Here is a 24,284-nt window from a genome sequence, read left to right on the forward strand (position 1 = left end):
TGCTATCGCCTTGCCCGCCATCGTCAGAAAGCCAGGCCTGCATCAGCCTGTCATCCCGGACAGCGTCTGGGCAATAAATTGCGCTCTGGCGCCAAAAATAATTTGTATACCGTTATCGCCGACAAAAACCACGCCGCGTGCGCCAAGATTATTCAGCCCTTCACGGTCAACGTCATGGCTGTTGACGACTTCAAGCCGTAAGCGCGTGATACAGGCGCCCACCGAGCGGATGTTTTTCTCACCTCCCAGCAGGACGATGATTTCGCTAGCCAGCTCTGCATCGGTTTTGTCATCGGTCGTCGCCGTGACGTCCGTTCGTCCCGGTGTTTTTACATTAAACCGACGAATAACGAAGCGGAAGGTGAAATAGTAAATCAATGCCATCGGTACGCCCACGATAACCGCGCTGAGATAGTGAGTCTGGTAACCGTTGAGCGAGGGCACAATGCCAAAGCTAATGTAGTCAATCAATCCGGCGGAAAAAGATTTAGCGATATGGGCATGCAGTAAATACATGGTCATATAGGCCAGGCCCGCCATGATGGCATTAAAGACATAAAGCAGGGGTGCGACAAAGATAAAGGTAAACTCCACTGGCTCGGTGATGCCGGTCAAAAAGCAGGTCAACGCCGCTGAAAACAGGATACCGAACGCGATCTTTTTATTCCTGGTATGGGCTTCGTGGTACATCGCCAGACAGGCGGCAGGCAGGGCGAAAAGCATAAGCGGATACTCACCTTGCATAAACTTGCCCGCATTTTGGTAGTCGTTGCTGCTAAAGGATTTCACGCCTTCCTCCAGCATTTTGAACCAGATGGTTTGATCGCCATGAATCACCTGGCCGGTTTTGGTGACGTAATCACCGAAGGAGTACCAGAACGAGGGATACCAGATGTGGTGCAGGCCAAGCGGGATCAGGGCGCGCTCCACCAGCCCAAAAATAAAGGTGGAGGCCGCCTGATTATCGCCGTTGACGATCACCGAAAGCGCATCGATGCCCGCCTGAATATGTTGCCAGACATAGGGCATCAGCAGGCCGAGCAGAAAGGATAAAAATGCCGTCGCAATGGCAACAAAACGCTTACCCGAGAAGAAACCCAGGAACTCAGGGAGCTGCAGGGTATGGAAGCGGTTGTAGCACCAGGCGGCGAGGATGCCGCAGATAAGGCCGCCGAATACGCCCATCTGTAGCGTCGGAATGCCGACGACCATGGCATATTTTCCTCCCTGGGCCGCCATTTCCGGAGTGATATGCAGCATGGTGCCAATGGTGATGTTGGTGACAAAGACGGAAACCGCGGCGGAAAGTGCGGCTATCCCGGATTCGGCGGCCAGTCCCACAGCCGAGCCAATCGCAAACAGCATCGGCAGGTTATCAAAAATCACCCCACCAGCGTTCATCATCAGCGGTAACTCGAACTTATTACCAAATGCCAGGAGTAAGCCAGCGGCAGGCAGCAACGAAATAGGCAGCATGAGCGCCCGACCAATCATTGATAACTTCGATAACGATTTAACCAACCCTGATAGCAGTGTCATACCGAGTTTTCCCGATGTTGCGCCCCTATTGGCGTTTTTATTGTAAGTAGAACGTTTTAGTAGAACGTTTTAGTAGAACGTTCTACTTATCCTGCTGTAGGCGGTTTTTAGCTGCAACATAATTTTCACATTCATCGAAACGAAAAAGTTATTTTATGAGAGTGATCGCTAATTAACCGTTTTGGGGCGGGATGCCGCCAGCAGGGGCGAAACGATCGACGCCAGGCATCCCGTCAGGATTGGACTAGAGAAACGGCAGGGCAGACGCGGCGTATTCAGGTGCTGGCTCACCGTCATTAGTGGCTGCAAGATTGTAAATACTAATGAGAACCACTATCAATTCGATTGTTTTTTGCTATCATCGGCACTTCATTCCGCACCCATGTAGTAGATGAAGTTGGAGAAGCAGCGTGGTAGCCAGTGACTTAATGCAAGCAGACCTTTCCGTATGGGGCATGTACCAGCATGCCGATATCGTGGTAAAGGTGGTCATGATTGGTCTGTTATTGGCCTCGGTCGTGACCTGGGCAATTTTCTTCGGTAAATATGCTGAGCTGAGCGCGGCCAAACGTCGCCTCAAGCGCGAGCAGCTGGCGTTAGGTGAAGCCCGCAACCTGAATGATGCCGCGCGCGCTGCCCAGCAGTTCAAAACCGCCAGCCACAGCGCGGTACTTCTTAACGATGCGCAAAATGAGCTGGAACTTTCTGCTGGCGTTGAAGATACCGCCGGGATCAAAGAGCGTACCGCTTTCCGTCTTGAACGTCGGGTGGCTGCCTTCTGCCGTCACGCGGGCCGCGGTAACGGTTTCCTGGCCACGATTGGTTCGGTCGCGCCGTTTGTCGGCCTGTTCGGCACCGTCTGGGGCATCATGAACAGCTTCATTGGTATCGCCAAAACGCAAACCACGAATCTTGCCGTGGTTGCCCCCGGCATTGCCGAAGCCTTGCTGGCTACCGCTATTGGCCTGGTCGCCGCCATTCCAGCCGTGGTGATCTACAACGTGTTTGCTCGCATGATCGCCAACTACAAAGCCTCGCTGGGCGATGTGGCCGCGCAAATCATGCTGCTGCAAAGCCGCGATATCGACCTGGGAAACCTGGCCCAGCCTGACGTTAACCGCCCGGCAGCCGCACAAAAACTGCGTCTGGGGTAAGCGTTATGGCGATGCGATTAAACGACCAGGCCGAAACAGATGGCGAAATGCACGAAATCAACGTCACGCCGTTTATCGACGTGATGCTGGTGTTGTTGATCATCTTTATGGTTGCAGCGCCGCTGGCGACCGTTGATGTCCGTGTTAACCTTCCGGCTTCCACCAGTGCGCCCCAACCGCGTCCGGAAAAACCGGTTTACCTTTCGATCAAAGCCGACAAGCAGTTGTACGTGGGTAACGAGGTGGTGAATAAAGCGTCGTTGATCAACGTGCTGACCCAGCAGACGGAAGGCAACAAGGACACCACGATCTTCTTCCAGGCGGACAAGTCTGTCGATTATGAAACCCTGATGAGCGTGATGGACGAACTGCGCACGGCCGGGTATTTAAAAATCGGCTTGATGGGAATGGAAACGGTCAAGAAATAGCGATTGGAGCCGGTCGGGCTTTCCCGCTTAACGCTCAACGCATTCAGCCAACATTCGGGGCCTTCAGGCGTGGTAAACGCGCCTCGTCAATACGCTATCACGGCTAAAAAGCGCGCATTCCGCCGCGCTTTTTTTATGTCTGTTTTCACAGAATCTTCTTCTGCTCATTCCGCCTGATAACAGGCAAAGATGCTGCTGTAACTCTCCTGTTAATTTCTTGTTACGGAAACTTATAGACTTGTAAACTGCAATGGTGATCGGTGTCACATTAATCTGGCTTGTCGCAGGCTAAAACGGATAAAAAACCAAGGAAGCCGTGATGAACCCGAGTGAAACTTTACAAAAGCCGCCAGCCAGTGCGGCCAGAACCATTTTCAACGTTACCAGTGGTAACTTCCTTGAGATGTACGATTTCATGGTGTTTGGCTACTACGCCACGGCCATCGCCAAAACCTTCTTTCCCGGTGACGATCCGTTCTCTTCCCTGATGCTGACGTTGATGACCTTCGGTGCGGGTTTCCTGATGCGTCCGCTGGGGGCCATTATTCTGGGGGCTTACATCGACCACCATGGTCGTCGCAAAGGGCTACTGTTAACGCTTGGCCTGATGGCGCTGGGCACGCTCACGATTGCACTGGTACCGGGTTATGCCACGCTGGGCGCGGCGGCACCGGTTCTGATTCTGCTGGGGCGTTTGCTGCAGGGCTTTTCAGCCGGTGTGGAACTGGGTGGCGTGTCGGTCTATCTGGCCGAAGTCGCACCGAAAGGCCGCAAAGGCTTCTTTGTCAGCTGGCAATCCGGAAGTCAGCAGATTGCGGTGATATTCGCTGCGCTGCTGGGACTGGGCCTGAACCATCTGCTTTCTCATGATGACGTCACCGAGTGGGGCTGGCGCATTCCCTTCGTGGTGGGCTGCCTGATCGTGCCCTTCCTGTTCTATATCCGCCGTATGCTGGAAGAAACCGAAGCCTTCAGTCAGCGTAAACACCACCCGGCCATGACCGAAATTATGCGTTCGGTGGCCAGCAACTGGGCGCTGGTGCTGGCAGGTATGCTGATGGTCGTCACTACCACCGTGATGTTCTATATGATTACCGCCTTTACGCCCACCTTCGGCAAAACGGTGTTGATGATGAGCGACACCCAGGCGTTTATGGTGACGCTGTTTGTCGGGATTTCGAACCTGTTCTGGCTACCGGTGATGGGCGCGCTCTCCGATCGCATTGGTCGTCGCCCGCTGCTGCTGACGTTTACCGTGCTGATGATTGCCACCGCCTGGCCGGTGCTGCACTGGATGGTGGGCTCGCCCAGCTTCGCGCATCTGGTCGAGGCGGAATTATGGCTCTCCTTCCTCTACGCAAGCTATAACGGCGCCATGGTGGTTTATCTGGCGGAAATTATGCCAGCGGAAGTGCGCGCCGCGGGCTTCTCTATGGCCTACAGCCTGGCAACGGCGCTGTTTGGCGGCTTTACGCCAGCAGTATCCAGCTATCTGATTCACGCCACAGGTGACAAGGCGATGCCGGGCGTGTGGCTGACCTTTGCGGCCGTCTGTGGCCTGTTTGGTACGCTGCTCATTGGTCGCATGGTTAAGCAGTATCGCGCTCGTCACGGCAGCACGCCGGTCAGCACATCCCTTTAAAACGCAATATCCACCACCACGCTGTCGCTGTAGTTTCCCGCAGGCGGCGTGTTTTGTGTGGTGAGGACGCGCGCAGTGTAGTTATAGCTGCGCGACAGTCCATCGGTGCTGACGGTATTGGCCGCCGCACTGCCTACCCGTTCTGTGCCACTCGGCCCCCAGCGATCGCTACTGGTTCCTTTGTAGATTTCGTAACTCAAACGGTTGGTTCCGCTCGCCATATTCCGCACGCTGCCTGATGCGTTGTTGCCATTGCTTAAGCCCACGGTATAGGTACTGCCTTTACTGCATAACACACTGATGGTTTGCGAAATTGCCCCAAAGCTGGCGACCAGCGGCGCGCTGCCAAAGCTAATGTTGGGGGCGGTAATCGCTGTACAGTCATTGCTCAGAACGACGGTCACGGTAATGGGGATCACGCCGCTGCCGGTCTGCGGGGTCAGACAAGCGCCCAGGGCGGAAACAGAGGTGCAGATGTTATAGGTGACGGTCATGTTCAGGGTGAGCGTATAGCTGCCCGCCGCCACGGTTTGCCCGGCGACGGTGCGTAAATACACCGGAATCGCGAAGTTCAGGCTGCCGAGTAATCCCGCCAGGTTGATCAATGTGGCCGAGTTATACACAAAAGCCGATCCGCCAATGGTCAGCTCATTAGCGCAGGCGCTGTCGGTACACAGCCGCACCGGAATATTGTCGCTACCGGTATCGCCGCTTCGCTTGAGCGTGCCGCGCGTGCCGTTGGTGTTGCTGGCGCTGGTCAGCTGAAACGTAATCTGATTATTACTCAGCAGAGTCAGGGCCGTGCCTGATCCGCAGTTAACGTTAGCGTTGGTGGAGGTCGTGCTGACGCTGTTATTAGCAACAAACGTGGTTTGTGTGCCAAAGCTGGCGCTGGACGCGGGAAGGGTACAGGCGGCATAGCCCAGCGAGGGTAGCAGCAGCAGGCAAAGCAGCATCAGGTTTTTCATGGTGTTATTCCGGCTGTCGCGTTTTCGGGGTTGGGTACCGGTGCGCCGTCGGGCAGCGGCGGCAGGGGACAGGTCAGCGGACCGTAGGTTTTCAATGCCTGCGGCTGGCCACCCGCCAGGGTCAGTTCGGTTTTACAGGTTCGGCCGTCAGGAGCGATGACCTTAATTGGGTTGTGTTCGCTGAGATCGTCCAGCCAGGCGATACCGTCCCAGCCAACGTAGCCCGTTGCCTGGCCGGGACGGATCACCTGGCTGGATACCGGCAACGGCTGGTTATGGCTGTCATACAGAATCACGCTGGCGGCGCGTAAACGCTCAACCGGAAAATTCAGCAAAAATCCACTCTGGCGCTTCACGGCAAAACGCTGCTCGACTTTGGGCGTGGTCATGTCGGCGGGCAGGTCGAGCGTATCGATATCGTATTTGGCCGCGTAATAGCTGCTGATGGAGGGCACCAGCAGATAGCCCTTGCTGTCGGTACGTCCCATCGACTGGTTTTCATAGCGGACATTGACGTCCGGGTAGTTGGTTTTCACCACCACAAAGGCATCATTGATCGTGTTTGCGGCAAAGACCTGGTTATCCATTAACACCAGCGCGCCGGATAAATCTGCCCACTGCGTAGTGTTGTCATCATCCCCGTAGAATCCGCCAGACGTATCGATTTTATTGTTACGGTAGCGCAGGCTGCCCTGCCGGTAATCACCGCTATTCCCGCCCTGGTTGGCCCAGGAGGCGTCCCAGGCAAAACCGCCGTCGCTGGGCATGGCGCGGGACAGATAAGCCCGTTGATTGTGTCGACCTTGCTGATCGCGCTCAACGCTCAGTGAGGCATTGCTGTTTTCACCAAACGGAATGACCAGCGAGACGGCGCCGCTCCATTCGCCCTGTTGCCTGTCACGGCTGGCGGAAACGTACAGGCTGGCATTGCCCCACAGGTTTTTACTCCAGGAGAGGTTCCACAGGCTGGTGCGTTGGTTATCGCCGCCGGAAATATCAATATAGGCTGCACCCAGGCTGCCATAACGGTTGAGCGATATGCTGGCGCTGTACTGCGCCGTTCGCCGCGCCAGGCTGTAACGGTAATCCGAACCGCCGTTGCGCTGGTTGCTCAGCAGGGCCAGATTACCAAAGCCGGCATTGCGCACCTGGTGCTGCGTACCCAGGCTAAAGCGACTGTTGTTGTACTGATAGCCCCAGCTGTACTGCGCGCCAGACTGCCCGTCCATTTGGCTCTGCGCGGCTGCGCCGTTGATCACGCCCCAACTGCCCACTTTAAACTGCGCGCCTGCTCCGCCCATGCCCAGGTGGTTACTGCCCTCCCCATGGGTTTCCAGGGTGAGCCAGTCTGTCATGCCATAGCGCCATGAGCCGCTCATCGCTGCCGCACCGTAATCCGCGTTTTTAATGCCGTAGTTTTGCCGCATCGCACCGGCGGAAAAGGCGTAATCGGACAGGCCAGGCTTAAGCAGATTACTGGAAACATAAAACGGCAGCGTGGTGACCACCTGACGCCCGACGGCATCCGTGGTGGTAATCACCGCGTTGCCCGCGCCGTTTACAAAGGGCACGTTCGTGAGCGACCAGGGACCGGGCTGAACGTTGGCCTGAGTGGAGCGGTAGCCGTTAACAAACAGATCGACCGTTGAGGGCACCGCCGCCTGACCGGAAAACGCGGGCAGGGGATAGGTCACCAGATCCGGACGTACGCTGAAGTCCCGCGCAACCTGAATGCCGCCAAGCCGGACGCTGCTGGTCCATGCCAGCGCATCGGTCGTGAGGTCGCCGACCCGCCAGCTCAGGATGGCGTTTTCGTTTTCATTGCTCCACCAGGTGTCGTAGCGGATATAGCCATCATCCTGGTAGCGATTTTGTCCTTCCAGCTGCTGTTGCCAGACGCCGTTGCTGGAGATGTGTCCGGCATCACCAAACAGGCGCAGTTCGTTCCAGGCCGCCAGACGCGTACCCGCAACGTCGGTGCGCGTGGCGTAGAGATCGTAATTTATCAGCGCCCCAGGGCTGACGCGTCCGGGAAAGCGCGGTCCGGTGTTGCTCTCCCCAATCGTCTGTTCGGGCAGCCAGCCGGGCGGTACCGTCAGCAGCAGGCGCTGGCGACGATCGTCATAGTCCACTTTCACCTCAGCGAGCTGATTGACATCAACCTGTTGTTGTCCCTGATACTTTTCCGGCGGGATCCCCGCACGCTGCAGATCGCCTGCCCGCACCAGAAAGTGACCGTTTTGTTGCTCTACCGGCACGATATCGCCCCGTGCTTGCTGATTCACCACCAGCTCTAACATGTAGCGCTGACCAGCGGCGCTGTTGTCCACGGCGGGCGGCGGCGGGAGCGACGTAAAGGTTTCAGCCCAGACAGAACCGGGTGTCAGGCAGCACAGCCCCGCGATAGCCAGCGCAACGGGATGCGGCGAAAACGGCATCATTAAACTTTACTGAGCCGCAGCGCTGCGCCACTGCCCGTGGTTGGTTTCTGCGCGCAGTTCACCGCTGACCGCGGCTCTCAGAGGAAAACGCTGGGTGCTGTTAGCCAGCACATAACCGTAAAGTCCGTTTCCGAGTCGCTGACCGCCCACGGTGACATTACTGAGACGTGCGTGGCCGTTACCGCGATTAGTCAGCTCCAGATAACGCTGACCGCCAGTGTTGACCTGGCGCCAGCTCAGTACAGACCTGGCGTCATCGCGAACCAGTCCGTTGCCGTAGACAAACAGGGGAACCGAATAGCGCATCTGAAAATTCAGTCCGGCCTGATTATCGCCGACCGACCGTGGGGTGGGGATCTCATCCAGCACGACGCGGTAGGCCATCTCTTTACCTGCCACGGGCGGGACTTGTTTAATCAGGCGAACGAGCTGCTTTTGCCCGGGTTCGATGCGTATCAGCGGCGGGCTGGCGACAACCTGCTGCTGGGTCTGATACTGCTCCTGATTGTGCGTCTGCTGCCAGGCGAAGATGCGCACCTGCATCAGGGTGGTGCTGCTGCCACGGTTTTCCAGCCACAGCTCGCTGGCTTTTTCCTCCGGGTTAATCGCCGGATCGATGGGCCAAATCATGACGGAGTTAGCGCCCTGAGCCTGAGGCAACAGCAGAAATGTGAACAGAAAAAACAGGGCGCGCAGGGATGGCATGGTAAAGCTCCTTTGTCCTTTTATCACCAGGTCAGCGTGACGCTGAGGGTGTCCGAATAAACCCCGGCGCGCGTCGGGCCGGGTAACTGCAGCGAGCCATATATTGGTAACGTGATGTTATTCGCATTGCTGTAGCTCAACGGCACTGCCGTGTTCACCGGAATCGGCGTGGTACGTGCAGCATTGCTGTAGAGGTAATAGGGAACCGTGTTGGTGTTGTTAGCCAGCTTCAGATTACGGGTCGAGGTATAGTTACTGCCGCCATTGATGGTCATGCTCAGCGTGGTGCCCGGTGTGCAGGCAAGGTTAATCGTGGAACTTTGTACATAGCTGGCGCTAACGCTGTTCGTGGCCAGCCCCGACTGGGTACCAAAATTAAGCGTGCCAAAGATCCCCGTATTCGTGCCTGAGACCACGCAACCCGCAACGATTGACGCTGACACCTGGAATGTGGTGGAGCTGGTCGTGATGCCCCACCCATTACCACTCACCCACAGCAGCAGCCCGCCAACGGTGACTGAAACAGGTGACCACTTTGCCGTCATCTGTCGCTACTCAAACACGAGCACTCAATAGTTCACGGCGACGTTAATCGTATCGGTATAAGTCCCGGCCGGTATCACAGGGTTAAAGCCGCCGCCTACCACGCGTCCGTAGATGGCGTAATTGGTACCAAGCGTCGGATCGGTGGTGCCGCTGGGCGCAATATTGGTGTTATTTGCGATGGCGGTGCTAAAGGAGGCGTCGCTATAGAGGGTATAAGCGATGCCCTGGGTATTATCCGCCCCCAGCACCAGGTAGCGTGGAGCGGATGACACGGTGCCGTAGACGGTTCCCGGTGCCGCATTGCTGCTGGTCACCTGGACGTTAAAAGTTTGACCGGTTGTGCAGCGCACGTAGATACCGTTACCCGCCGCGCCCACTAAGGTGGCATTCAGGGTATCGAAGGTCGCGGCACTGCTGCCAAAGTTTAACGAACCGAAATTTACGCCAGTGGTGGCGGACTGCCCGTTCACCAGACAACCCGTGGTTAATGTTAGCGTCGCGTTAATCGCACCCGTGGTGGTGGCAGCAAACGTCGCGGAAGGCAGCGCCGTAGTCAACCCGACAACGAACAGAAAAAGCTTGAATTTCATAACCATTCCTTACCGATTATTGAGGATCAGTGCTTTTTCACCTGATGGCGTAATACAGAAAAACCATAAAAATTAGAATGTTGCTGTAAGTTATTAGCATCCTGCCAGCGTTTTTGACGATAACCGCGTCATCGGGTTGATCGTTTTATATTAGTTTTTTTTACTATACATCAGCTTATGCGCTGTGGCGAAACTCCGCGTAAAAATTTTTATTATTTTGTTACATCAGCCCCCTTCATCTGCCTCGCCCGTTAATGCATGAAAATAAAAAAGGTGAAACTGCCGGCCCTCTATCCCACTTTCGGTTTCGATGATATGTTTTCGCACCGGTCTGAAACGCTCACCGAAACGCTTCGGTTACGGGCGAACGTCAAGGAAAATATCGGGGTGTTTTCGCCTGTTAAGTTGTTGAAAAAGTCTCGTTTTTAGGTGGCTCTATGTCACTGAGACGCATGGGCGGATAGCGTAGAAGGGAAAGCGGCACCCCAGCCGTCCGGGCAAAATCGCGCTGCATGACTATCATGTATTTTGCCTGTAAAGAGGATTGATTGATCCTGACGCTTGGAAGCATAGATATCTTCTATTAAAAAAGCCTAAGTTAGTATTTTTCTGCGCCGATAAACGGTAAACAAGGCAAAAGATCTTTTTCAACTCCATTATTACAGCTGCGTATTCGGCGCTGTTCGGAAAACCCTATGTTAGTGGCCTCTTATAACGCATTTATTGTCGTCATTTCGGTATTGGTGGCGATGCTGGCTTCATTTACTGCGCTGGATATGGCGGGACGCGTGGCGACCTCAACCGGTAAAGTGGCGCTCGTATGGCTGCTTGGCGGCGGCTTTGCCATGGGCATCGGCATTTGGGCAATGCACTTCATCGGCATGCTGTCTATGGATCTGGACATGATGATGAGTTACGACGCCCGGCTGACGGCACTGTCTGCCGGTATTGCGGTGTGCGCCTCAATATTTGCACTGTGGCTGGTCTGTCATGGGGAATTGCCCCTGCCGCGCTTAGCCGGCGGAGCCATCGTGCTGGGCTCGGGCATTGTAGCCATGCACTATACCGGCATGGCCGCGCTGATGCTGTCGCAGGGGATCGTCTGGAACTGGGGCTGGGTGCTGATATCGGTGATCATTGCGCTGGCTGCCTCCGTTGCCGCACTGTGGCTGGCATTTAAACTACGGGAAGGGCATGAGGGACGCGTCGCGACCCTGCGAGTGTGCGCCTCGGTGGTGATGGGCGCCGCGATTGCCGGCATGCACTACACCGGCATGATGGCGGCTGAATTCCCTGCGGGCAGCCATAGCATGGACGCTGGCGTTAACAGCAACTGGTTAGCCATGGTTGTGACCGTGGTGACCCTTGCCATTCTCGGCATTACGCTACTGGTTTCCATGCTGGATGCGCGTATGCAGGCCCGAACGTCGATCCTGGCCAGTTCGCTGGCGGAAGCCAATCGTGAGCTGGCACAGCTGGCGCTGCACGATAACCTGACCCGACTGCCCAACCGTATCCTGTTGGAAGATCGTCTTGAACAGGCCATTAACAAAGCCAACCGGGAGTGCAGTCAGTTTGCCCTGATGTTCATGGATCTTGATGGGTTTAAAGCGGTAAACGATGCTTTTGGTCACCATATTGGCGACAGTCTGCTGATCAGCGTGACGGAAAGGATGAGTGAGCAGATGAAAGGCTACTACACCCTGGCGCGGCTGGGTGGCGATGAGTTTGTTCTGCTGATTGAAATTACCGAACCGAACGATGCGGCAGCGTTGGCCGATCAACTGGTGAAAGCCGTCGATCGCCCGTTCTCCATTTCCCGTTACGATCTGGTGGTGTCGTTGAGCATTGGTATCGTGGTGTATCCCGGCGATGGCGAGGATGAACGCGAGCTAATGTTTAATGCCGATGCTGCGATGTATCACACTAAAAACAACGGTCGAAACGGTTACACCTTCTTCCAGCCGTCCATGAATATCCTGGCGCAGAGCCAGCTACAGCTTAATAACGACCTGTGGCATGCGCTGGATAACGATGAGCTGCGCCTGTATTACCAGCCAAAATTCTGTGCCCCGCATGGTCCAATTCTGGGCTTCGAGGCGCTGCTGCGCTGGCAGCATCCAAGGCACGGCTTACTGTCGCCGGACTGCTTTCTGCCGATGGCGGAAAAAACCGGCATGATAGTCAATATTGGTAACTGGGTAATTAATGAGGCCTGCCGCCAACTGCACCAGTGGCACCTGCAGGGCCATCCTGAGTGGTCGGTGGCGGTAAACCTGTCGGCGATGCAGTTTGAGCAGAGTAACCTGGTCGATACCGTCAAGCAGGCGCTGGCGCTGCACCATATTCCGGCCGCGCAGTTAACGCTGGAGGTGACCGAAACCACGGCCATGCGCAATCCTGACGATAGTGTGCGCATTCTGACCGAACTCACCGAACTGGGCGTCAAAGCGTCTATCGATGACTTTGGTACTGGCTATTCCAGCCTGCTGTATCTCAAACGTCTGCCGGCCAGCGAGCTGAAAATCGATCGGGCCTTCGTGAACGAACTTCAGCATCAGTCAGAAGATGCCACCATTGTGTCGGCGATCGTTGCGCTGGCGCAGTCACTGCATTTAAAAGTGGTAGCCGAAGGCGTCGAAACGCCTGAACAGCAGGCGTTTCTTACCGATCTTGGCTGCAACACTCTGCAGGGATATCTGCTCGGTCGCCCCCTTCCACCGGAGCGGATTGAAGAGATGGACGTGTTTGCCCGCGCAGAAACAGACAAACCCGCTGAACTGGAGTGTTAGCGCCACGGCTTTTTTTGTTACAGATGTTCAACATGCTAAAGTGACGCCTCAGCATCAGGAGCAACATGCCGTGGCGAAATATCAGCGATTAATGGACGACATTCAGCAGCAAATAGAAGCCGGTATCTGGCCCCCAGGCACCCGACTGCCTTCGCTGCGCCAGCAGGTCGCCCGGCAGGGGGTGAGCCTGATGACCGTGCTGCATGCCTATGAATTGCTGGAAAGTCAGGGATGGATCGTCTCGCGTCCGCAGTCCGGCTATTACGTGGCGCCGCGGGCGCTGGCGGCCGCGCCGCTCAGCGTGGCCATTAGCGAGCGGGTAGATATCAACGACTTTGTCTTCGACATCCTGCAGGCCACGCGCGATCCGGCCATCGTGCCCTTTGGTTCAGCGTTTCCCGATCCGGCTTTGTTTCCCCAGCGCCAGCTTATGCGCTCGCTGGCGAACGTTTCCCATCAGCTGACGCCTACCGATGCGTTACATAACCTGCCGCCTGGCAATGCGACGCTGCGCCAGCTGCTGGCCCAGCGCTACGCCCGCCAGGGCATGACCTTATCGCCCGATGAAATCGTCATCACCAGCGGTGCGCTGGAGGCGCTGAACCTCAGTCTGCAGTCCCTGACCGAACCCGGCGACTATGTCGTGATTGAGCAGCCCAGCTTTTATGGCGCACTCCAGGCGATTGAACGGCTTAAGCTCAAGGCGCTGGCTATTCCGAGCGATGCCCAGAACGGCATTGATTTACAGCAGCTTGAGGATGCGCTTCAGCGCTGGCCGGTGAAGGCCTGCTGGCTGATGACGACCTTGCAAAATCCGTTAGGCGTTACCTTGACGCCCGCGCGTAAACAGCAGCTGGTGGCGTTACTGGCCCGTCATCAGGTGCCGCTTATTGAAGACGATGTGTACGCAGAGCTGTGGGACGAACGCGCACCGCCCCTGCCGGCCAAAGCCTGGGACCGCGAGGGCAACGTGCTGCACTGTGGATCATTTTCAAAATCACTGGTGGCGGGATTTCGGGTGGGTTGGGTGGCGGCAGGTCAGCATGCACAGCGCATCCAACGTCTTCAGCTGATGAGCACGCTTTCTACCAGCGCACCGATGCAGCTGGCGCTGGCCGATTTTCTGGCAACCCGCCGCTACGATAACCATCTGAAACGGCTGCGGCAAAGCCTGGTCAAACGCCAGCAGCTGGCCCGCCAGGCACTGATAAAGGTTCTGCCTGCGCAGTCAACGGTAAGTGAGGCGGCGGGGGGATATTTTTTGTGGGTCACGCTGCCGGACAGCATCAACACCACGCAGCTTTACCAGCGGGCGCTGGCGAAAGGCATCAGTATTGCGCCGGGGCAGATGTTTGCTGCAGGTGAACAGTTCAGCCACTGTTTCCGGCTCAACACCGCCTGGCCCTGGGATTCACGGGCCGAGGCGGCAGTCGTTACGCTGGGTGAAATCATGGCGGAAATGGCCGGCGATTAAACCTGCGCGGCCTGGCGATGTCCCCATGTCAGGTAGTAAACGTCGTAAAAGTCCACTTCGCCTTTCTGTTTCAGCAAACGATCAATCCCTGTTTTCACGCGCTCTGGCGCATCTGGTAAAGACATAATGCGCGAGATCGCCTGTTCAGGCACCGGCTGCACGTAATACCATTCGCCGTTGTAGCAAACCCGCAGGTCCAGCGCATCGATATCTTCGAAGCGGTATTTGGGATTGATGTCCAGCAACATCAGAAAGCTCATCACCAGCACAAAAGCGGTGGCAAACCAAAACGCCGGCCAGCCCAGCATCTCAGTGGAAAAAATCAGAGCCACGCACAGGCCGTAGCACAGATACATCACCGCCCACAGCCCGGGATGCTTTTTCAAAAAAGAGAAGCTGAAACGCGGCAGGTTATCGCGGCGTTCTTCACGGTTGAGCGTATTAATTTCGTCGATCAAGATCTGTTTAATGGCGTCCATCGTTCCCCTCACTTTCAACTGATAGCAATTAGAACAGATAACAGTCAAGCCGTTCAGACACAGATGACGCCATTTTTTATATAACAGTTTCGCTTTCACGCACGGACTGTGCCGCCACGATGTTCAGGGCGCGCGGTGCCAACTGGGTGAAATAGTCGACAGCAGGCCGCAACAGTGCCTCATCGGGATTAAAGGCTGGATGATGCAGGCCAAACGCGCTGGCACTGCCGATATTCACAAAGGCGCCCGGCACCTGCTGCAGATAAAAGGCAAAATCTTCTCCGCCCATCAGCGGCATTGCAGCCTCTTCCGCGCAATAGCCGCTTTGGGCGGCCTGGTCCAGCGCAACCTCTGCCCATTCTGGCGTATTGATCAGGGCGGGCGGCCCTGCTATCCACTCCAGTTCCGCCCGCGCGCCGAAGCCTGCTGCGAGGCCCTGAATCAGCGTGGTCATACGCTCAGGTATCTGCTGACGTAGCGCCGCATTATGGGTGCGGACCGTGCCTTCCAGCTCTACCTGCTGCGGGAGGACATTCCAGGTGTTCCCCGCCGTAAAACGCGTGACGCTCAAAACGACTGTGTCCAGAGCGCTAAACACCCGCGCAGGCAGCGTCTGTAGGGCGGTGACGATGTGGCTTGCAATGACGATAGCGTCAATCCCCTCCTGAGGCCGTGCGGCATGGGCGCCCTTGCCGTGCACCCGAATCGTAAAGCGGTCAACGTTGGCGTAAAACGCGCCTGGCCGGGTTCGCAGCGTGCCCAGCGGCAAATCGGGCGCGTTATGCATGCCGAAGATGGCCTTTACGCCGTTCAGCGCGCCTGCGGCAAGCAGCTGTCTGGCCCCTTCAAACGTCTCTTCTGCGGGCTGAAAAAGAAGCCGCACGCGGCCCGGCAGCGTGGCTTCGCGTTGCTTAAGCTGATGTGCCACGCCGAGCATCACCGAGGTATGAATGTCGTGCCCGCAGGCATGCATTACGCCTGACCGCTGGGATTGCCAGGGTACGTTCACCCCTTCATCGATGGGAAGGGCGTCAATGTCGGCGCGAAAAGCGATCAACGGTTCTCCCTGGCCGATTTCCGCCACCACGCCGGTCTTCAACGGCAGGGGCAGCAAACGAATGTCACCCTGCTTTAACCAGCGTGTAATACGTTCCGTGGTGGCAAACTCCTGATGAGAGAGTTCGGGATGCCGGTGCAATTCCCGACGCCACTGCACCAGCTGTTCCGTTAATAATGACGTCATGAGTCTCCTTATTTAAACAGTCCAACGCCTTATCTGAGGCTGCTGACGGGTGATTAAAGATGATTCGGTTGCCAGGGGTAATCGCGTAATAACGTCGGGGCGTTTTCATGGGTAAATAAAACCGGCGCACCGGCAGGTTGATTATTATCTCGCGACACATGATGGCGGGGGGATAATGCGCTGTCAGAGGCTGAGCCCGCCCGCGCCGTCTGCGCTTTTACTGCGCTGTGCTGGCAGTCTGAACCCTTTTTACCTGAAAAGAGACGGTGTAATAACATGCTGAATTTTGCCATGCTTTTCTTGCCCTGAGATCGTGAGTTTGATGAATCATCATCAGGTGAGATCTTTCGCGGATAAAATAAGGAATTAATCAAAGCTTAGTTAAAATACGCAAATGGTGATTGAGCGATTTTTTACTCTTCTCCGCGATCATGTTTTACGTGCGGAAATAATAATCTCCTCGGTTAATTACTTTATTATTTAAATTCTATTGCCGTTTTTTAACTTCATATTCTCATATTTATTGTTTTACGAAATATATCCTCATCGCCACACTGGCCCATAACGGAAATGAGTGAGGACAGGTGAATGGCATATCAGTTAAGTCTGTTAGACAAAGCCCCCGTAGCGGAAGGTGAAACACCGGCGGCGTCGCTCCAGCGCACGTTGCAGCTGGCGAAACAGGCTGAAAAATGGGGCTATCACCGCTTTTGGCTGGCTGAACACCACAATATTGAGCAGCTGGCGAGCCCGTCACCTGAGGTGTTGATCGCCTGGCTGGTGGCGCAAACTCAACATATTCGTATCGGCTCTGGCGGGGTGATGCTGCAGCACTACAGCCCCTACAAAGTGGCAGAAAACTTTAATTTACTGGCGTCGCTGGCGCCGGGAAGGATCGATCTGGGCATCGGTAAAGCACCGGGCGGCCTGCCGCTTTCAACTCGGGCACTGCAGCTTGGGGTCCATCAGGACGAAAAGGGCAGTTTTGACGAACAGCTTACGCAACTGGACAGCTGGCTGAAGCCTGAGACAGGACCGCGGGACGAGGACGAAGCCGTGCGCGCGACGCCGTTACCGGCCCGTCCGGCACAGCGGTTTCTGTTAGGCGGGAGCGAAGAGAGTGCACGGCTGGCGGCCCGGCTGGGCTGGCAGTTCGTGTTTGCCGCGCATATCAACGGCGATCGTCAGCTTCTGGCGCGATCTCTGCGGGCCTATTCACAACAGGCTCAGGGCAAACGGGCGCTGGTGGCGGTGCAGGTGGTCGTAGCTGACTCGCCCGCCGAGGCCGAGCTGCTGGTGGCCGATCTCAGGCATTTTCACGTGCAGGTCAAAAACGGGCCAGGCGTGAACGTCGCCAGCCTGGAACAGGCGGAGCGTTATGTTCGTCAGGGCGGCTTTACGGACTACCTGATTGAGCCTCGTACGCCGTCCCTGTTGAAAGGCACCGCTTCACAGGTCCACGCCCAACTGGAGGCCCTGCAGCGCAACTTCAGCATTGACGAGTTTGTTATCGACACGCCGATTGCCGATCCCCGCGCGCGTTACCGATCGCTGGAGCTACTGGCCACCCATCAGTGGGTCGCCGCCTGAGCACGATGTGTTAGCCGAGGTAAACCATGAGTCTGAACGAAGCACAGTTAATTGAATGGCGACGTGAATTACATACCTGGCCTGAACTCTCCGGCCAGGAGTTTGCGACGACCGCGCGGTTACGCCAGTGGCTTCAGAATGCCGGCATTCGCTTGCTGGACTATCCACTGGAAACCGGCGTGGTCGCGGAAATCGGCAGCGGTGAAAACCTGATTGCACTGCGTGCCGATATTGATGCGCTGCCTATCCACGAGGCCAGCGGCGTCAGTTTTCACTCTCGCCAGCCGGGAGTCATGCACGCCTGCGGCCACGATTTACACAGTGCCGTGATGCTTGGGGCGGCGCTCGAACTGCAGGCTCAGCAACATCAGCTTCGTGGACGGGTGCGTATTTTATTTCAGCCAGCCGAAGAGATTGCGTGCGGTGCCAGGCAGTTTATTCAGGCTGGCGTGCTGGATCAGGTACAGGCCATTTTTGGCATGCATAACGAGCCAGGCTTGCCGAGCGGGACCTTCGCCACGCGTGGTGGGGCGTTTTATGCCAATGCCGACAAGTTTGTTATCCACGTGACAGGTAAGGGCGCGCACGCTGCGCATCCCGAGCAGGGCGTTGATGCCATCGTGGTCGCCAGCCAGATCATTCAGGCACTGCAGGCGCTGACCAGTCGCAGCTTTAATGCGCTCGATAGCCTGGTGCTCAGTATCACCCGCGTTGACGGCGGCAAGACCTGGAACGTGCTGCCGGAAACGGTGGAGTTTGGCGGTACGGCCCGCACCCACGATCTGCAACTGCGGGCGGAACTGGAAAAACGTGTTCGCACGCTGGTGGAGAACATCGCCCTGGCGAATGGCGCTCAGGCCAGTCTGCACTGGCATGCCGGACCGCCCGTACTGGTTAACGACGCGGACTGGGCGCAGTTCAGCAGTGAGGTGGCTCGCCAGGTAGGCTATCGGGTTCAGACTGCCGATCTACACCTGGGTGGGGAAGATTTCGCCTTCTACCTCCAGCAGGTGCCGGGCGCGTTTGTCAGCATTGGCAGCGCCAGCGACTTTGGCCTGCATCATGCCGGTTTCACCCCCGACGAAGCTTCGATAGCGCCCGCCGCTCACTATTTTGCGCAACTCGCCCGGCAGGCATTGCACCATCTTCACGACCGATGTCGTGAACCCGCCCTGAATTGATTTCAACCGCCTGAAGTGCCTGTGTGGCTGTCCCGGACAGCTGCCTGGCATCCTGATGCACAAAAGAGAGCACATCATGACCACAAGACAGCTTCGACTGGGTACCATTCTGCATGGCGCCTCTGGAAACATGTCGGCCTGGCGCCACCCGGCAGCCCAGGCAGATGCCAGCATTAACCTTGACTACGCGAAAAAAATCGCGCGTAAAGCGGAGCAGGGCAAACTGGATTTTCTGTTTGTCGCCGACGGCTTATTTATCAACGAAAAATCGATTCCCCACTTTCTGAACCGGTTCGAACCCTTAACGCTGCTGTCGGCTCTGGCTGGCGTCACCGAACATCTGGGGCTGGTAGGCACCGTCTCCACCTCATATAGCGAGCCCTTTACCGTGGCGCGCCAGTTCGCCAGCCTGGATCACCTGAGCGGCGGACGTGCGGGCTGGAACGTGGTCACTTCTCCGCTGGAAGGGTCGGCGAAGAACTTTTCTCGCCAGCAGCACCCTGAACATGCCTTGCGTTACCGTATTGCCGACGAATATCTGCAGGTGGTGAAAGGGCTGTGGGATTCATGGGAACAGGATGCCTTTGTTCGCAATAAAGAGAGTGGTCAGTTTTTCGATCCCGCGAAGCTGCACACGCTTAACCATCACGGCGACTTCTTTCAGGTGCAGGGACCGCTCAATATTTCCCGCACGCCGCAGGGCCGACCGGTCATTTTTCAGGCAGGTGCCTCGGAGGACGGCAAAAAGCTGGCGGCGCGTCATGCCGATGCCATTTTTACGCATCAGCCAACGCGAGAAGAAGCCCAGGCTTTTTACCGGGATGTTAAAGCGCAATTGGTGAAAAACGGCCGTCAGCCACAGGATCTGCATATTTTTCAGGGCGTAAGCGTGATTGTCGGCAGAGATGCAGAGGAGGTGGAGCAGCAATATCAAACCACCGCCGCGCTGGTTTCCATTCAGGATGCGCTCAACTATCTCGGTCGCTTCTTCGACCATCATGATTTTTCACAGTATCCACTCGATGCGCCTTTTCCCGATCTCGGTGATATCGGCCAGAACAGTTTCCGCAGTACCACCGACGAGATTAAACGCAAAGCCCGCGAGCAGGGGCACACGCTGCGTCAGGCGGCGCTGGAAGCGGCCACGCCACGTCCGCTGTTTCATGGCACGCCGGAGCAGGTCGCCGACGGCCTGCAACTGTGGTTTGAAAGCCAGGCGGCAGACGGTTTCATCATCAACGGCGGTACGCCTGATACCTTTGAGCGTTTTGTTGACCAGGTGGTGCCCGTCTTGCAGGCGCGCGGGTTAGCGCGACGTGACTACCCGGGCCGAACGCTGCGTGACAGCTTTGCCTTGCCACAGCCGGTTAATCAATTCACCTCACAATAAGAGCCTTTGCTATGCATAAAACGAGTTTTATCGCCTTGCTGATGCTTAGCGTCAGCGGTGGCAGCCTGGCGGAAAGCACCAGCGTCGCCGTAAATGGCCAGCGCGTCAGTCTTGAGGCCAACAAAGCCCCGATCCACACGCCGAAAAATGCCAGCGCGGTGGCGCAGCTGCCCGCCAACTATCATTTTGCCGTACCGGGCGCGTTGACCGTGGCGGTAGCGGCGCTGAATTCCCCGCCGCTCACTGTTTTTTCGGATGACAATAAAACGCTGCTGGGTAGCGAAGTCGATATTGCCAGGCTGGTGGCCGACAGCCTGGGGCTGAGGCTCAACGTGGTGCCGGCCTCCTGGGAAGACTGGCCGCTCGGCGTGGCCTCGGGAAAATATGATGCCGCCATTACCAACATCACCGTGACGAAGGCGCGCAAAGAGAAGTTTGATTTTGCGACCTACCGTAAAGACTCGCTGGGGTTTTACGTCAAAACCAGCAGCCCAATCCAGTCGCTGACTAAAGCCGATGATATTGCCGGACTGCGCATCATTGTGGGTTCTGGAACCAATCAGGAGGCGATTTTACTCGCCTGGGATAAAGAAAATCAGGCCAGGGGTCTTAAGCCTTTCACGCCGATTTACACCAAAGATGACGCCGCCCAGACGCTGGCGCTGCAGGCCGGACGAGCGGATGCGTACTTTGGCCCTAACGTGATCGGTGCCTGGAAAGCCGCGCTCAACGGCAAAACCCGCCTGGTCGGCAGCGTTGATGGGGGCTGGCCGAAAGCCGCGCACATTGCCGTCACGGTAAAAAAAGGCAGTGGGTTAGCTGAACCCATCAGCACCGCCCTGAACGGCGTCATTCAAAATGGTGACTATCAGAAGGTGCTGGATCGCTGGGGCGAGGGCGTTGAACGCATCGACCATTCCGAGATTAATCCACCGGGTTTGGGTGACTAAGGAGCGCATGATGAGTGAACTGCAATTCCGCGAGCTGTCACCGGATGCGCCGGAGCTGGTGCCCATCCTGACCGGTTTATTCGGTGAATATGCGGCCCGCTATGGCGATTATTTCAGCCGCCATCAGGAACAGGAGCAGGCCGAATGGTATCTGCCGCCGCACGGCTTATTTATTGTGCTGGAGCGCGACGGCGAGATTATCGCCATGGGCGCGTACAAACCTTACGACGCGCACACGGCAGAGCTGAAGCGCATCTGGACGCGTGGCGACCTGCGTCGTCAGGGGCTGGCGCTGGTGGTGCTAAAAGAGCTGGAGCGACGGGCGCTGCGCGCCGGTTATCAGCGCCTGTTTCTGACCACCGGTTTCCGCCAGCCCGAGGCGGTGCGCTTATATACCGGCCACGGCTATGAGCCGCAGTTCGATCTGAGTGGCGATCTGGAGCGTTTCGGACAGCCACCGCACGATGGACGCTTACGCTTCATCAAAGTCATCGACGTGCACAGCGTTGCGCAGGCAAGTTAAGGAGCGAGCATGCGTCATCAACAACAACTTCATGTGGTGCCTGCCCGCTATCCCGCCCGCACCCTGGGCGCCGTGGTAGCGCTGTTTATCCTGGCGGGCGTGGTGCAGTCGGTAGCGTTTAATCCACGCTGGGAATGGGGCGTGTTTGCCCGCTGGTTCTTTGATCCGGTAATTTTACATGGCCTGGGGCAAACGCTGCTGTTGACCCTGCTGGGCACGGTGTTCAGCCTGCTGTTCGGTGGCGTACTGGCGCTGGCGCGGCTCTCGTCGTCCTGGCTGTTAAGCAGCCTGGCATGGGGATACATCTGGCTGTTTCGATCGCTGCCGCTGATCGTGGTGCTGATCATTCTCTACAACTTCTCCTATCTCTACGACACGCTCTCTCTTGGCGTGCCTTTTACCTCGCTGTCATGGGGCCATTTTCAGACCATCAATGTGCTGGGCCAGTTTCCCGCGGCGGTTATTGGTCTGACGCTGGTACAGGCAGCCTACAGTGCAGAGATCATTCGCGGCGGCTTTCTGGGTGTCGATCATGGTCAGGTGGAAGCGGCTTCCGCCCTCGGGCTGTCCGCGTCGCGTCGCACCTTTCGCATCATTCTGCCTCAGGCGTTACGCACCATTATTCCGACGGCATTTAACGAGATTATCAGCCTCGCGAAGGGCACGGCGATGGTCTATGTGCTGGCGATGCCGGAACTGTTTTACACCATCCAGATGATCTACAACCGCAACCAGGAAGTGATCCCGTTACTGATGGTCGGCGCGGCCTGGTATCTGATTATCACCACCGTCCTGTCAGTGATTCAGCACAGCGTTGAGCGCTGGCTGGCTCGCAGCGTCAGCCGTGAACCCCAACCGTCGCGCTGGCGACAATGGCGCACTCGCGTCGCACCGCTTAATCCTGTTGAGGAGATCGGCCATGTCCGAAGCCATTGATTACCGCTTATCCCCTACCACCGGAGCCATCAGCATTACCGGCGTCAGCAAACGTTTCGGCAGGCTCAAGGCGCTGGACAACGTCTCGCTGGATCTGGCACCCGGTTCCGTTACGGTGATTCTGGGGCCATCAGGATCGGGAAAATCTACGCTGCTGCGCACCATTAACCACCTGGAACGCGTGGATGAAGGGTTTATCCAGATTGACGGCGATTACATTGGTTATCAGCGTCGGGGTGACAGGCTATATGAGCTGAAGGAGCGGGCGATTCTGCGTCAGCGCATTAACGTGGGCTATGTCTTTCAGAACTTCAATCTGTTTCCCCATCTTACGGTACTGCAAAATTTAATCGAAGCGCCCATCGCGCACCGTCAGCTCTCGAAGCGTGAAGCGATAATCCGTGCCGGTGAGCTACTGGATATCGTCGGCCTGCGTCATAAGGCCGATGCGTGGCCCCGGCATCTCTCTGGCGGGCAGCAGCAGCGCATTGCCATTGCCCGGGCTTTGATGCTGCAACCCCGGGTGATGCTGTTTGATGAGCCAACCTCGGCGCTGGATCCGGAACTGGTCGGCGAAGTGCTGGACGTGATTAAAAAGCTGGCCCGATCGGGCACCACGCTGGTCATCGTGACACACGAAGTGGGATTTGCCCGCGAGGTAGCTGACAACGTGGTGTTTATGGTGGACGGAAAAATTGTCGAGCAGGGCAGCAGTAGCCAGGTGTTAAACCACCCACGACATGAGAGAACGCGCCGCTTTCTGGCGCGCGTACTCTAAGGGGCCAGAATGAGATATGCCTGTGTGACGCTGTGCGCGCTGCTGGTGAGCGGCGCGGTTTTTGCCGAGGAAAAACCGGATGTCGCCCGAAATGAACAGCCGATTCACGCGCCGGTGAACCCTGAGGCGGTTAAAAAAATTCCGGCGGATTTTCATTTTGTTGAGCCCGGCACGTTAACGGTAGCGACTTCAGCCACTCACTCACCGCCGCTGGCGCTGCTGGCGGCGGATAACGTGACCCGCATTGGCAGCGATCCGGATATTGCCCGCCTGCTGGCGGACAGCCTCGGGCTGAAACTTAAACTGGTACCGGCTTCCTGGGAGGACTGGCCGCTGGGGATCAGTGCCGGGCGCTATGACGTGGCCATGTTTAATATCGCGGTGACCGAAGAGCGGAAAAAGAAGTTTGATTTTGCGACCTATCGGGCCGATAACCACGCCTTTGCCGTCAAGGCGGACAGTCCGGTCAGCGCGATAACTTCTCCGCCAGACGTGGCGGGCAAACGCATCATCGTGGCCTCCGGCACCAATCAGGAACGTATTTTACTCAGTTGGGACGCACAGAACCGGGCGAAAGGATTGCCACCGGTCACGCCGATTTACCTGACCGACGATGCCTCGGCCACGCTGTATCTGCTTTCAGGGCGGGCAGATGCGATGTTTGGTCCGCACGCCGTGGCGGCCTGGAAGGTGGCGTCACGCGGCCAGACGAAATTAGTCGGCGAGGGGCCCTACCGCGCCTGGGTAGCGGTGACCACGAAAAAAGGCAATGGCCTGGCCGCGGCGCTGCAAACCGCGCTGGATGGCACTATTGCCGGCGGGCAGTATCGCCAGGTGTTACAACGCTGGGGCGAGCAGGATGAGGCGATTACCCATTCGATGGTTAATCCACCCGGGATTGTCTACTGAGTGAAACGAGCCTGCCAGGCGCTTCC

The 24,284-nt window shown here is 56.9% G+C and carries 21 protein-coding genes; 13 read left to right on the plus strand and 8 right to left on the minus strand.

Translation table 11 applies throughout. The features are described 5' to 3' along the window. Positions 1-42: 42 nt before the first annotated feature. On the minus strand, positions 43-1,539 hold the full coding sequence (locus QLG08_RS12490; protein ID WP_282472956.1) for a PTS transporter subunit EIIC: 1,497 nt from the start codon (positions 1,537-1,539) through the stop codon (positions 43-45). A 428-nt stretch (positions 1,540-1,967) separates the two neighbouring features. Between QLG08_RS12490 and exbB the strand changes: the two genes are divergently transcribed. From exbB to QLG08_RS12505, 3 genes are all read left to right on the plus strand, one after another. Beyond that, positions 1,968-2,693 (plus strand): tol-pal system-associated acyl-CoA thioesterase, encoded by a 726-nt coding sequence (exbB, locus tag QLG08_RS12495; protein ID WP_014594615.1) that lies wholly within the window; start codon positions 1,968-1,970, stop codon positions 2,691-2,693. A 5-nt stretch (positions 2,694-2,698) separates the two neighbouring features. Next, on the plus strand, positions 2,699-3,121 hold the full coding sequence (gene exbD / locus QLG08_RS12500) for a TonB system transport protein ExbD (RefSeq protein WP_013027206.1): 423 nt from the start codon (positions 2,699-2,701) through the stop codon (positions 3,119-3,121). A gap of 319 nt (positions 3,122-3,440) precedes the next feature. Beyond that, complete coding sequence (locus tag QLG08_RS12505) at positions 3,441-4,763, plus strand: MFS transporter (RefSeq protein ID WP_014594614.1); 1,323 nt, start codon at positions 3,441-3,443, stop codon at positions 4,761-4,763. Here QLG08_RS12505 and QLG08_RS12510 read toward each other — a convergent pair. Genes QLG08_RS12510 through QLG08_RS12530 form a run of 5 tightly spaced genes read right to left on the minus strand, consistent with a single transcriptional unit; the run spans position 4,760 to position 10,013 of the window. Next, positions 4,760-5,731, minus strand: coding sequence for a spore coat U domain-containing protein (locus tag QLG08_RS12510; RefSeq protein WP_022623171.1), 972 nt, complete (start codon positions 5,729-5,731; stop codon positions 4,760-4,762). The genes QLG08_RS12505 and QLG08_RS12510 overlap by 4 nt on opposite strands. Further along, entirely contained in the window at positions 5,728-8,172 is a 2,445-nt protein-coding gene (locus QLG08_RS12515) for a fimbria/pilus outer membrane usher protein (protein WP_282472957.1), read from the minus strand. Before QLG08_RS12515 ends, QLG08_RS12510 begins: the two co-directional genes overlap by 4 nt. Positions 8,173-8,178: 6 nt before the next feature. Then, positions 8,179-8,877, minus strand: a complete 699-nt coding sequence (locus QLG08_RS12520) for a molecular chaperone (protein WP_014594611.1) — start codon at positions 8,875-8,877, stop codon at positions 8,179-8,181. 23 nt (positions 8,878-8,900) lie between these two features. Then, positions 8,901-9,422, minus strand: coding sequence for a spore coat U domain-containing protein (locus QLG08_RS12525; RefSeq protein WP_013027201.1), 522 nt, complete (start codon positions 9,420-9,422; stop codon positions 8,901-8,903). 24 nt (positions 9,423-9,446) lie between these two features. After that, positions 9,447-10,013: a spore coat protein U domain-containing protein gene (locus tag QLG08_RS12530; protein WP_014594610.1), complete on the minus strand. Its 567-nt coding sequence runs from the start codon at positions 10,011-10,013 to the stop codon at positions 9,447-9,449. A 695-nt stretch (positions 10,014-10,708) separates the two neighbouring features. Here QLG08_RS12530 and QLG08_RS12535 point away from each other — a divergent pair. Together QLG08_RS12535 and QLG08_RS12540 are read left to right on the plus strand one after the other, a co-directional pair. Next, on the plus strand, positions 10,709-12,805 hold the full coding sequence (locus QLG08_RS12535) for a bifunctional diguanylate cyclase/phosphodiesterase (RefSeq protein ID WP_029569152.1): 2,097 nt from the start codon (positions 10,709-10,711) through the stop codon (positions 12,803-12,805). Positions 12,806-12,875: 70 nt separating this feature from the next. Next, complete coding sequence (locus tag QLG08_RS12540) at positions 12,876-14,279, plus strand: PLP-dependent aminotransferase family protein (RefSeq protein ID WP_014605049.1); 1,404 nt, start codon at positions 12,876-12,878, stop codon at positions 14,277-14,279. On the opposite strand, the gene QLG08_RS12545 is transcribed toward QLG08_RS12540, so the two are convergent. Both QLG08_RS12545 and QLG08_RS12550 read right to left on the minus strand, forming a co-directional pair. Then, positions 14,276-14,758 (minus strand): YlaC family protein, encoded by a 483-nt coding sequence (locus QLG08_RS12545; protein WP_064372760.1) that lies wholly within the window; start codon positions 14,756-14,758, stop codon positions 14,276-14,278. The two genes, QLG08_RS12540 and QLG08_RS12545, sit on opposite strands and share 4 nt — an antisense overlap. Positions 14,759-14,834: 76 nt before the next feature. Then, a complete protein-coding gene (locus QLG08_RS12550) occupies positions 14,835-16,001 on the minus strand; it encodes an amidohydrolase (protein ID WP_064372757.1) in 1,167 nt (388 codons plus the stop codon). A gap of 588 nt (positions 16,002-16,589) precedes the next feature. Between QLG08_RS12550 and QLG08_RS12555 the strand changes: the two genes are divergently transcribed. The 8 genes from QLG08_RS12555 to QLG08_RS12590 all read left to right on the plus strand — a co-directional run bounded on the left by QLG08_RS12555 (position 16,590) and on the right by QLG08_RS12590 (position 24,258). Next, positions 16,590-17,591: an LLM class flavin-dependent oxidoreductase gene (locus QLG08_RS12555; RefSeq protein WP_013027195.1), complete on the plus strand. Its 1,002-nt coding sequence runs from the start codon at positions 16,590-16,592 to the stop codon at positions 17,589-17,591. Between the two features lie 26 nt (positions 17,592-17,617). Beyond that, positions 17,618-18,772 carry an amidohydrolase gene (locus QLG08_RS12560; protein ID WP_019104824.1) on the plus strand — a complete coding sequence of 385 codons (1,155 nt, stop codon included), beginning with the start codon at positions 17,618-17,620 and terminating at the stop codon, positions 18,770-18,772. A 76-nt stretch (positions 18,773-18,848) separates the two neighbouring features. Continuing rightward, complete coding sequence (locus tag QLG08_RS12565) at positions 18,849-20,162, plus strand: LLM class flavin-dependent oxidoreductase (RefSeq protein WP_041457806.1); 1,314 nt, start codon at positions 18,849-18,851, stop codon at positions 20,160-20,162. 11 nt (positions 20,163-20,173) lie between these two features. Continuing rightward, positions 20,174-21,112: an ABC transporter substrate-binding protein gene (locus QLG08_RS12570; RefSeq protein WP_064372753.1), complete on the plus strand. Its 939-nt coding sequence runs from the start codon at positions 20,174-20,176 to the stop codon at positions 21,110-21,112. A 10-nt stretch (positions 21,113-21,122) separates the two neighbouring features. Next, positions 21,123-21,635 (plus strand): GNAT family N-acetyltransferase, encoded by a 513-nt coding sequence (locus tag QLG08_RS12575; RefSeq protein WP_014605056.1) that lies wholly within the window; start codon positions 21,123-21,125, stop codon positions 21,633-21,635. A gap of 9 nt (positions 21,636-21,644) precedes the next feature. After that, positions 21,645-22,571: an amino acid ABC transporter permease gene (locus QLG08_RS12580; RefSeq protein ID WP_042678137.1), complete on the plus strand. Its 927-nt coding sequence runs from the start codon at positions 21,645-21,647 to the stop codon at positions 22,569-22,571. Continuing rightward, complete coding sequence (locus QLG08_RS12585; RefSeq protein ID WP_015699521.1) at positions 22,555-23,349, plus strand: amino acid ABC transporter ATP-binding protein; 795 nt, start codon at positions 22,555-22,557, stop codon at positions 23,347-23,349. The genes QLG08_RS12580 and QLG08_RS12585 overlap by 17 nt, the downstream gene beginning before the upstream one ends. Before the next feature lie 9 nt (positions 23,350-23,358). Continuing rightward, positions 23,359-24,258: an ABC transporter substrate-binding protein gene (locus tag QLG08_RS12590; protein ID WP_047714519.1), complete on the plus strand. Its 900-nt coding sequence runs from the start codon at positions 23,359-23,361 to the stop codon at positions 24,256-24,258. Positions 24,259-24,284: the final 26 nt, after the last annotated feature.

Source organism: Pantoea sp. V106_11, from assembly GCF_029967885.1.
Lineage (GTDB): Bacteria > Pseudomonadota > Gammaproteobacteria > Enterobacterales > Enterobacteriaceae > Pantoea > Pantoea ananatis.